General features: G+C 57.1%; 9 protein-coding genes and 1 tRNA gene. All 10 read left to right on the forward strand.

From position 1 onward, the window contains the following. The first annotated feature begins 161 nt into the window (after positions 1-161). The 10 genes from KSY82_RS09780 to KSY82_RS09825 all read left to right on the forward strand — a co-directional run bounded on the left by KSY82_RS09780 (position 162) and on the right by KSY82_RS09825 (position 9,882). Positions 162-998 carry a substrate-binding periplasmic protein gene (locus tag KSY82_RS09780; protein ID WP_217751075.1) on the forward strand — a complete coding sequence of 279 codons (837 nt, stop codon included), beginning with the start codon at positions 162-164 and terminating at the stop codon, positions 996-998. After that, positions 995-2,794 carry a sensor domain-containing diguanylate cyclase gene (locus tag KSY82_RS09785; RefSeq protein WP_217751076.1) on the forward strand — a complete coding sequence of 600 codons (1,800 nt, stop codon included), beginning with the start codon at positions 995-997 and terminating at the stop codon, positions 2,792-2,794. Before KSY82_RS09780 ends, KSY82_RS09785 begins: the two co-directional genes overlap by 4 nt. A 113-nt stretch (positions 2,795-2,907) precedes the next feature. After that, positions 2,908-3,171, forward strand: a complete 264-nt coding sequence (locus KSY82_RS09790) for a TIGR03905 family TSCPD domain-containing protein (RefSeq protein WP_055287275.1) — start codon at positions 2,908-2,910, stop codon at positions 3,169-3,171. After that, positions 3,171-4,382: a twin-arginine translocation signal domain-containing protein gene (locus KSY82_RS09795; protein ID WP_217751077.1), complete on the forward strand. Its 1,212-nt coding sequence runs from the start codon at positions 3,171-3,173 to the stop codon at positions 4,380-4,382. Before KSY82_RS09790 ends, KSY82_RS09795 begins: the two co-directional genes overlap by 1 nt. Positions 4,383-4,535: 153 nt before the next feature. Next, positions 4,536-5,258 carry a response regulator gene (locus KSY82_RS09800; RefSeq protein WP_006236208.1) on the forward strand — a complete coding sequence of 241 codons (723 nt, stop codon included), beginning with the start codon at positions 4,536-4,538 and terminating at the stop codon, positions 5,256-5,258. 11 nt (positions 5,259-5,269) lie between these two features. Next, positions 5,270-6,835: a sensor histidine kinase gene (locus KSY82_RS09805; protein ID WP_161160479.1), complete on the forward strand. Its 1,566-nt coding sequence runs from the start codon at positions 5,270-5,272 to the stop codon at positions 6,833-6,835. 118 nt (positions 6,836-6,953) lie between these two features. Next, complete coding sequence (locus KSY82_RS09810) at positions 6,954-7,832, forward strand: phosphoribosylaminoimidazolesuccinocarboxamide synthase (protein WP_035136481.1); 879 nt, start codon at positions 6,954-6,956, stop codon at positions 7,830-7,832. Then, positions 7,833-8,408, forward strand: a complete 576-nt coding sequence (locus tag KSY82_RS09815; RefSeq protein WP_217751078.1) for a DUF805 domain-containing protein — start codon at positions 7,833-7,835, stop codon at positions 8,406-8,408. 89 nt (positions 8,409-8,497) lie between these two features. Next, positions 8,498-9,778, forward strand: a complete 1,281-nt coding sequence (locus KSY82_RS09820; RefSeq protein WP_217751079.1) for an aminopeptidase — start codon at positions 8,498-8,500, stop codon at positions 9,776-9,778. A gap of 28 nt (positions 9,779-9,806) precedes the next feature. Beyond that, positions 9,807-9,882, forward strand: a tRNA-Lys gene (locus tag KSY82_RS09825). Positions 9,883-10,306: the final 424 nt, after the last annotated feature.

The raw sequence follows: 10,306 nt of genomic DNA on the forward strand, positions 1-10,306 counted from the left end.
AAGCCCATTGTGGCACCCCGAGCCCGCGGAAAGAAGCTGCGCCGCGGGGGAGGCGACCCAAATGGCTTTCTCATATCGTCTTGGGTGAGGCGCTTTTTTATTGCCGCATCAGCCCCGGGTATAAAATGAAATCCGACTGCTGTTTCGATGAAGGGGGGCGCGTGCCCGGACGCATCAAGCGAGCCGCCATCGTCTCGTTTACGCTCATACTCCTTGTTGCCGTCTGTGCGGGCGTCCTGACGTATACCGTTCGAAGCAGTTCTTCCTCCCCGAATGAAGCCGACAAAGACCTCCCGGTGCTCAAAATCGGCGTTACGGATAACGACCCCTATGTGTATGTCGATACCACGGGCGATTACGCCGGTATCGATATCGACATCGCCCGCGAGGCCTGCAAGCGTGCGGGGATCAAGCCGCAATTTATCGACATATCTTGGAATGACCGCGATCGCCTACTCAAAAATGGCGATATCGATTGCCTGTGGTGCGACTATTCTCCCTGTTATCGCGAGGATAAGTATTATTGGACTGAGCCGTATTTGACCCTAACGGTTTCGGTCGCCGCCAAGAAAACGAGTGGCATCACGTCCTTGGCGCATCTCGATGGAAGCAAGACCATTGCGGTGATTGCGGGCTCGGTGAGCGAACGCCGATTGCTCGCAGGGGATCTGGAAATCTCGCCGGACGTGCAAATCAAATCGTATGGTTCTGCCGAACTCTGCAAAGCCGCCCTCGCCAAAGGGTATGTCGACTGTTGGATGGCGGACGTTCAGTCGCTTGATCGACTCGTTGCCCAGTATCCTGGCGTTTATCGTGTGTTCGCCGACAACGTTATGACGGTTGACCTGGGCGTCGCGTTTGATGATAGCTATGAGGGGGAGTACGTCAAAAACCTCGATACCGCGCTGTTCGACATGGATCGAGACGGCACGATAGAGCACATTGTGGACAATTACAAGGCAGGAGCGACGACAGGCGGGCAAGGAGCGGAATCATGACAAATGACGAGCGCCGCTTTCGCCGAAAGAGTTTAGCCGCAGTGGCCATCGGCATCGTGGCCAGCGTTGCCCTACTGAGTCTGCTCTATATAGTCGGCACGCATCGCTGCCTTGATAAAACGCTTGGGTTCGGCCAGGAAACCATGGTGTTTTTAAAAAATGCCTGCGAAAAATATGACCGATATGAACAGGGAAGAAAAACTGAGGCGACGCACAATTTGGATGCGGCGCTCGAGTCGTTTGCGACGTTCTTGCCGCCTGATCGATTTGAAGTCAACGACGATCTGGTCGAGGAATATGTCCATACCGAGAGCCTTTCGGGAATGTTGGTCATGGACGCCGATGGTCATATGGTCGCCCATTACGATATCGACGGCCGCGATCCACTCATGCTGTGGCGAGAGGAGCTGGCCTGTTCGTCGATCGCATCGATGTATCGAGGGTCCAAAGTTTCCTACTCGGCCGCTGTCGAGCGCCGCGGTGTCGACTTTGCCGTGAGTGCCGTTCCATACGGTGATGGGGTAGCGTTGGGGTATCGATCCCTTGCGGCTGAGCCCGCCGATGACTATTCATACACAATCGCCGACGTCCTTGTGAACAACACGTTCCATCAGAGTCCAACAGTGCTTGTGATGCGCGATGCGCAAATCGTTTCTTCAAACGATTCGACCGTCGATATAACCCTTGCCCGGCTTCTCGCCGATAGCGGAATTGACTGGAAAGACGAGGGCGTAACACGTATCGAATATCGGGGGACCACCTTATATGCCGTGCGTGCGGCATATAAGGACTACCGCCTGTTTGCGCTATATCCCAAATCTGAGGTCATGTCTGACAGGATTTCATTTGTCGCCGTCGGCGTCTTGGTGTGCCTTGCGTTTTGGGTTGTGGTGCTGCTAGCGCGAAATATCGTTGACCATCGAAACTTAGCCGAAAAGGACAAACAGCTCGGCATTATCAATGCCATAAGTGCCATCTACGACTCGACCTTCCTTTTACATCTCGATACGCTCGAGATCGAGGGAATCAACATGTCGCCGGCGATAGCGAAGATATTTGCCGAACACAGCGAGGCGTATGACTTTATGGACACGGTCTGCCGAGATATCGTGAGCCCCGAAAGCCGTGAAGCGGTTGTGGGACTTGTGGATATGAAGACACTTCGGGGTCGTATGGAGGGCGTGCCATACTTGGCCGCCGAGGTGCGAGATTGTCGAGGTACTTGGTATTCGCTGCAGGTCGTCCCCCAGCATCGCGACGAGCAAGGCCGGCTGGAATCGGTCGTCGTGGCGACGCACAACATATCGATGGTCAAGCATGCCGAGGAGCTGTCATACCAAGATAAGCTGACGGGGCTTCGCAACCGCAACTATCTTGAATCGCGTGGAGATAGCCTGGTAAACGAGGGCTTGCCAGTGAGCGTGATTATGGTGGACTGTAATTATCTCAAGCGGACCAACGACATCTATGGTCACGAGATGGGGGATGAACTGCTGCGACGGACGGCGTCCGTGCTGCGGCGGGTGGCTGGTGCGGATTACCTGCCGATGCGCGTTGGCGGCGACGAGTTTTTGCTGGTTTGCCCCCATACTGACAACGAGTCTGCGCTCGGGCTGGAACAGGATCTTCGTCTCGGTCTTGCCGCGGTAAGCGATGAGACCCTGACGGTCAGCGCATCGATTGGCGTGGCGACCGTCGAGACGGCTGGAAATACGCTGGCCGATGTATATCGCGTCGCCGACCACAATATGTATCGGGAGAAGCGCATGGTCCACGTACAGGGTGCGGACTGCTAATCTTGCCCCCGCCAGTCCAAGCATCGTAGGATGTTGAATCGGTGCTTGCGATAATAAGTCGGTCCAGGCGGGGATAATAGACGTCTGAAATTTCTTTCTGAGAGGGGATCTCAATGATTAGTTTTGACTACAAGCCTCAGGGTGTATGCTCTCGCAATATTCACCTCAATCTCTCTGACGATGGCAGCAAGGTGCTGGGCGTCGAGTTTACTGGCGGCTGCGATGGCAACCTCAAGGCCATCTCCAGGCTGGTCGAGGGCGCTCCCGCCGATCGCGTAATCGAGGTTCTCGCCGGTAATACCTGCGGTATGAAAAAGACCTCTTGCGCCGATCAGCTTACGCGCGCTATCGAGGCCGCTCGCGCAGAGATCGCCTAATGAGCATCGCTGATCGCTTTAAGAATGGAATAACGCGTCGAGGTTTTGTGCTGGGTGGCGCCGCTACCGGTGCTGCTGCCGTACTGGCCGGTTGCTCGAAAAAAACGGGCACGAGTGATGATGCCGCTGGCGAGCCGCAGGTTATCAAGGACGATTCCAAGATCATCTCGATTACGGATGAGTACGAGGCAGTCGACATCGATCTTGAGCCGGCGGCGTCGTGGACGCTGCCTCTGGGTACGCTGCTGTACTACTGCGACGGCGATTACGCCGCGGCGATGATGGCGCCCGCATCGGCGCTGCACGCCAACACACTCGGTGTGCTCAACCTGGGTGATGGCTCGCTTACCACATTAATCGAGGATCCTATCGAGGGCACGGGATATGCATTCTACGATGTCCGTGCCGGCGACGGCGTTTTCGCGTGGGTTGAGATGAACTTTGCCAATTCATCGTGGAAGCTCTACGCTCAAAATCTGTCGGGCGCTTCGCTCTCTGGCGACGTGGTTGAGCTCGATCGAGGTGGCAAGGACTACGATCCGCCGCTGTTTACGGCGTTCGGGGCATCAGTCATCTGGTATAAAATGCCTTCGGCAGGCGGCAATAAAACGAGTAGTGATTCGTTTTGCTATCGTCGCTCGCTTGATGAATCCAAGGCCGAGGTAATTTGGAAATCGACGGGCCGCTTTGCATCGGCCCCGCGCGCGAGCGACGGCATTTTGACCATCTCGCCGCGTGTCCGCAACGACGAGGGCGTCTACTACGGCATAACGGCAATCGATCTGACCGACGGCAACAACACCAAACGTGCCCAGCTAGTCCTTCCCTCGTCAGTCTCGCCTTTCGAGGCCGTATATATGGGCGATACCTTCGTGTTTTCTATCGAGGCGGCCTATAGTGGCGTGGGCAGCCTGGGCAATATGGGCACATATATCGGTAATGAGGGAGGGCCGTACCTCTTCCTGTCCCGCGAGCCGCTCGCATGTGCGGCTGGCAAGAAGAATAAATACCTTGTTAAGGTACAGGCGTTGCATTTCCTGATCGACACCTCTGCCAAGACCTATGGCTCGCTGCTGTCGCCCGACCGCGCTTTGGAGTATGGCGATTATCCAGCTACGGCGGGAAAATCGGACTCATTCCTTACGTACGCCACGGTGCGCAACAGCCAGGGTATACCAGAGACGGTCACTGCACGTCTATTCTCTCTTTAAGCTTAGAGGGGTTAAAAAGGCGCCAACAGGGGAATAAACGCGTTGTAATTGTGAGTACCGCCCGCCGAGCTGCCGCGTCATAGCGGCATCCGGCGGGCTCAGGTGCGTTAAAATGGGCTTGTTCTTAGCTAATTGAGACAGGGGGGCCGTGTTATGGCTTCAGATGCAAAAAAGATTCTGCTGGTCGAGGATGAGAAGGCAATCCGTGACGCCGTCGCTGCCTATCTCGAGCGCGAAGGCTACTGGGTTGTGGGCGTCGGCGACGGCCAGTCCGCGATCGAGGAGTTCGAGAAGCATCAGTTCGACCTGGTCGTGCTCGACCTTATGCTCCCCAAGATCCCCGGCGAGCGCGTTTGCCGCACCATTCGCGATACCTCGGATGTCCCCATCATCATGCTGACGGCTAAGGGCGAGATCGAGGACCGTATTATCGGTCTTGAGCTCGGCGCCGACGACTATCTGATTAAGCCGTTCTCGCCGCGCGAGCTCGTCGCCCGCGTTCGCGCTCTGTTCCGCCGTGCCCATCAGGCCGACGAGCCCGCCGTCGAGGTACTCGACTTCGGCGATCTGGTCATCGATATCTCGGGCCACAAGATCTTGGTCGAGGGCAAGGAAGTCGATCTGACGGCTTCCGAGTTCAAGCTGCTCACCACGCTTGCCCGCCATCCCGGCCGTGTGTATAACCGCATGGAGCTGGTCGAGAAAGTGCTCGGGTATGACTTTGAGGGCTATGAGCGCACCATCGATAGCCACGTGAAGAATCTTCGCGCCAAGCTGGGCGATGATCCCAAGAAGCCCAAGTGGCTCTACACCGTCCATGGTGTCGGCTATCGCTTCGAGGCTCCGGCCAAGACCGATAAGTCGGACGAGAAATAGGGAAATCACATATGACACCTGCGCGCTTTGAAATCGGACAAAAGCACAAGCAGGAGAGCGAGGCGGGTTCCAAGGCTAGTTGGAACACGCCTCGTTCCGATTCACGGCCAACGATGAGCTATCCCTCGCGCATGGCACTTGCTTTTGCTCTGACATCGCTCATGACGGTATTGGTGCTGGTGGGCGTTGTCTCTGTTGTGTGGGGCACGGTCTTTTCGGATTACACACGCTCCAATATCGTCGAAATCGCAAATTCCGCTGCCGAGAAGTTGGCAACCTCATATGAGGAAAACGGCTCTTGGACCGCGGGAGAACTGCGCACGGTCGCAACGTCGAGTTTGGTTTCCGACGATCTGGGCATGCAGGTCGTCAATAAAAAGGGCGTGATCGTTTATGACGATTCCTGGCCCTCGGCAAGCGCCACCGCCGATATACGCGAAAACCAGGCTACGACCGACGACACGAGCGGCAAGAGGGCATCGCATAGCCCGGTCTCGTCTGCTCCAACCGACTCCGATAGCGTTGCTAACGTCGAGATTGTAACGTCTTCCGGCGAGCATGTCGGACAGGTAAAGCTGTGGGCCATCGGCTCCGACGCGCTGCTCACCAAGGCGGACTCTGCGTTTAGGGAGAAGACCTTTAACGCCATGGCCCTCGCCGCGGTTGTTGCAATCTGCATTTCGGTCGTTATCGGATCGCTCGTGTCGCGCATGCTCACCAAGCCGATTCATCGCATCACCAGTACCGCAAAGCAAATCCGTGACGGCGACCTGTCGGCTCGCACGGGACTGCGCGGTGATGACGAGATCGATCAGCTGGGTGAGACCTTCGATGAGATGGCCACTTCGCTCGAGAAGGATATGAAACACGAGAAGCGCCTGACCTCAGACGTTGCACACGAGCTTCGCACGCCGCTTATGGCCATGCTCGCAACGGTCGAGGCCATGCAGGATGGCGTGTATCCCACCGACGATGAGCATTTGGAAACCGTTGCTTCCGAGACGCGTCGCCTGGCTCGTCTGGTGCAGCAGATGCTCGACCTGTCGCGCATGGAAAACAGCACGGCTCCGCTCAACCTTGAGCCGGTGGACATGGTTCCTTTCGTGCGTTCCATCGTTAATGCCCAGGAGCGCCTGTTTGTCGACCGCGATCTGCGCCTGCGTTTTGCGGACGAGACCCAGGGTCACGACGATGTCGTCGAGGCCGATCCCGACATGATCACGCAATGTGTTATCAACCTCATGAGCAACGCCATGCGCTACACCCCCGAGGGCGGTTGGGTCGTGGTGTCGGTGCTCAGTGACCGCAAGCACGTCAGCATTGCCGTTTCTGATACCGGCATCGGTATTGCCAAGGACGATTTGTCGCGCATCTTCGGGCGGTTTTGGCGCGCCGATGCCAGCCGCGCCCGCGAAGCTGGCGGCCTGGGCGTTGGCCTCGCCGTGACCAAGCAGATCGTCGAGCGTCACCATGGCTACATATCCGTGGAGTCGGAGCTTGGAAAGGGTACGACTTTTACAATTCATCTGCCCCGCGAGCACACGGCAGACGCGGCATCTACTACAATGGAGCACTAGCTTTTCGCTATTCGGTGAAGGAGGGGCCGCGTCCCTGCCGCTCCGAGTTTGCGAAAACATGCGGGAAAGAACCCGCATTTCTGTCGTATTTAGGTAAGGAGTGACTCACGTGACAACGATGGAGCGTCGTCCAGATTCCCGTGGCAAGGTTCGTGATATTTACGATGCCGGTGAAAACCTGCTGATGGTCGCCACCGACCGCATTTCTGCGTTCGACTTCATTCTTCCCGACGAGATTCCGTTTAAGGGAGAGGTACTCAATCGCATCTCGGCATTCTGGTTCGATAAGTTTGCCGACATCGTCCCCAACCATCTCGTTTCCATCGACCCGGCGGATTTCCCCGAGGAGTTTGCTGAGTATCGTGACTACCTCGCTGGCCGCGCCATGCTGGTTAAGAAGGCCCAGACGATTCCTATCGAGTGCATCGTCCGCGGCTATCTGACCGGTTCGGGCAAGAAGACCTACGACGAGAACGGCACCGTCTGCGGCATCCAGCTGCCTGAGGGCCTGACCGAGGCTTCCAAGCTTCCTGAGCCGCTGTTCACGCCGTCCACGAAGGCCGAGATCGGTGACCACGACGAGAACATCTCGTTCGAGCGTTGCTGCGAGATCGTGGGCGAGGACATCGCCACGCAGATTCGTGACCTTTCCCTCAAGATCTACAAGGCCGCTGCCGAGTACGCCGCGACCCGTGGCATCATCATTGCCGACACCAAGTTCGAGTTTGGTGTTATTGATGGCAAGGTCACGCTGATCGACGAGTGCCTCACGCCCGACTCCAGCCGTTTCTGGCCTGCTGCCAGCTACGAGGAGGGCAAGATCCAGCCTAGCTACGACAAGCAATTCGTCCGCAATTGGCTCAAGGCCAACTGGGATATGACGGGGGAGACCCCGCACCTGCCCGCCGAGGTCATCGATGGCACGTCCGAGCGCTATCGCGAGGCCTTCCAGATCATCACGGGCTCCCAGTTCACAAGCATGAAGGAGAACGCATAAGTGAGTACCCGTAGCGCCACGAACAAGCGCACGCAATCCCACGAAGTTACCGGGGTTGCGCGCAAGTCTGCCGCATCTGTTAAGCCCGCCCGCCAAGCAGCGAGCTCCGTTCGCGTCGTGCCGGCTTCGTCTAAGGCACGCCGCAAAGAGCTCGAGAAGGGCGAGAACCTCGAGGGCCTCTCTAAAGAGGAGAAGCGCGCCCGCAAGGCTAAGCAGCGCGCCAAGGAGGACCGCATCTATACGGTGTCGAATATCCTCCTCAAGCAGGACGAGGACTACACCAGGCGCCGTCGCATCTGGTGGATTGTGCTCGCCATTGGCATGGTGCTCGTCGTGGCAATTTGGACCTCGCTGTACTTCGCTCCCGCTGGCATGGTGTCCAGCCCTGTCCAGATGGTCGGCATTGTTTTGTCCTACGTCATCATTTTGGGCGACTTTATCTATGACTTCGCTCGTATTCGTCCCTTGCGCAACATGTACCGCGCGCAGGCCGAGGGCATGTCCGAGAACAAGCTCAACGCTCTTATTGAGCGCGCGGCTGCCGAGGAGGACAAGAAGGACTCCAAGAAGAAGTAGCGTTTGCATACATACTTATCGCTAAGATATAAGGCGCGTCGTTTTTGCGGCGCGCCTTTTTACTGTTCTATAGATAGATGGAGTGGCACATGATTCGAGCTGCCCTGACGGTCGAAGAGGCTCTGGAGGGCATGAAGGCCCTGGAGCCCAAGATTAAAAACTACGCGCGCCTGGTCGTCCGCAAGGGCGTAAACGTCAAGCCCGGCCAGGAGGTCGTCGTTCAGTCTCCGGTCGAGTGCGCGCCGTTTGCGCGCGTGGTGGTCGCGGAGGCCTATGCTGCCGGCGCCGGCCACGTGACGGTCATTTGGGCCGATGATGCCGTGACGAGGCTCACGTACGAGCATGTCGAGAAAAGCTATTTTGAGCAGACGCCCGAGTGGAAGCGCCTGCAGCTGGATTCCCTGGCCCAGGACGGTGCCTGCTTTATCTTTATCGAGGGTGCGGACCCTGCCGCCCTTAAGGGCATCGATCCCGCTAAGCCTGCTGCAGCTTCTAAGGCAAGGAATACGCAGTGCAAGGTCTTCCGCCGTGGACTGGACTACAACATCAATCCGTGGTGCATCGCCGGCGCTCCGGTCGTGGCATGGGCGCGCGAGGTGTTCCCGGGAGACGCCGATGAGGTTGCAATCTATAAGCTGTGGAATGCGATTCTGCACACCGCTCGTGCCGATGGCCAGGACCCGGAGAGCGACTGGGAGCTTCATGACGCGGCGTTCGAAAAGAACTTGCGCTTCCTGAACGACAATCGTTTTGACCGCCTGCATTACACCTCGGCAAATGGAACCGATCTGACGATTGGTATGACGAAGGGTCACGAGTGGGCCGGCGGCAAGGGTAGGACGCCCGATGGGCACCCCTTCTTCCCCAACATTCCCACCGAGGAAGTCTTCACCTCGCCTGATCGTATGCGTGCCGACGGTATCGTGTATTCGGCTATGCCGCTCATTCACCACGGTAACAAGGTTGACGATTTTTGGATTAAGTTCGAGGGCGGCCGCGTGGTGGACTACGACGCCCGCGTGGGCAAGGCAACGCTTGCGAGCATTATTGACACCGATGAAGGTGCCGCTCATCTGGGCGAGGTCGCGCTCATTTCCAAGAACACTCCGATCCGCGAAAGCGGCGTTCTGTTCTATGACACGCTCTATGACGAGAACGCTAGCTGCCATCTCGCGCTAGGTGTCGGTTTCCCCGAATGCATCGAGGGTGGGTACGACATGTCCAAGGAAGGGCTCCTGGAGCATGGCGTTAACGTCTCGAGCGCGCACGTCGATTTTATGATCGGCACGGACGACATCGATATTAAGGGCATTACGCCTGATGGACGTGAAGTTGTGATTTTCCAGAACGGCCAATGGAGTTGGGAATAGTTCCAGACCGTGGTACAATGCCACCCGCGGGCCGTTAGCTCAGCTGGCAGAGCAGGGGACTTTTAATCCCAAGGTCCAGGGTTCGAACCCCTGACGGCCCACCATAGAAAAGATAGCGATCGACTCCGGTTGGTCGCTTTTTTGTTGCCGGTGCACGGGTTCGAACCCGAACTTCTCTATATATAAGAACGCTTGGCGAACAAAACCTGCCTTTTACCGACGGGAAACAAATAGCTGATGCTTTTGGAGTAAAGTGGCGCTCCAGAGATGACCGATGCCTTAACACCTATAAACCAGCTGGTCATCGCCAATATCAGAAGCCAATGCTTCAGTTTTAACCTCAGCGATGCGACTGAGGGACCTATTTATTTGTGAACAAAATATGGAGTAGCAGATTCCCGCCCGCGGGGGCCCTCCGGTCTGGCAATATATCTCCTTGCCGCGCGGCCCGGTCGGACCGGATGAGCCGCAAAGCGTGCACCTTGAGAACCGGATACTGCGAGGATGGACACTTCAAGTGTCGCATCC

Origin of the sequence: Collinsella aerofaciens (assembly GCF_019131995.1) — a bacterium.
GTDB classification, from domain to species: domain Bacteria; phylum Actinomycetota; class Coriobacteriia; order Coriobacteriales; family Coriobacteriaceae; genus Collinsella; species Collinsella aerofaciens_S.

Coding starts and splice junctions, on each gene's coding strand:
- KSY82_RS09785 (WP_217751076.1), top strand. CDS start 995: ATGACAAATGACGAGCGCCGCTTTCGCCGAAAGAGTTTAGCCGCAGTG.
- KSY82_RS09790 (WP_055287275.1), top strand. CDS start 2,908: ATGATTAGTTTTGACTACAAGCCTCAGGGTGTATGCTCTCGCAATATT.
- KSY82_RS09795 (WP_217751077.1), top strand. CDS start 3,171: ATGAGCATCGCTGATCGCTTTAAGAATGGAATAACGCGTCGAGGTTTT.
- KSY82_RS09800 (WP_006236208.1), top strand. CDS start 4,536: ATGGCTTCAGATGCAAAAAAGATTCTGCTGGTCGAGGATGAGAAGGCA.
- KSY82_RS09805 (WP_161160479.1), top strand. CDS start 5,270: ATGACACCTGCGCGCTTTGAAATCGGACAAAAGCACAAGCAGGAGAGC.
- KSY82_RS09810 (WP_035136481.1), top strand. CDS start 6,954: ATGGAGCGTCGTCCAGATTCCCGTGGCAAGGTTCGTGATATTTACGAT.
- KSY82_RS09820 (WP_217751079.1), top strand. CDS start 8,498: ATGATTCGAGCTGCCCTGACGGTCGAAGAGGCTCTGGAGGGCATGAAG.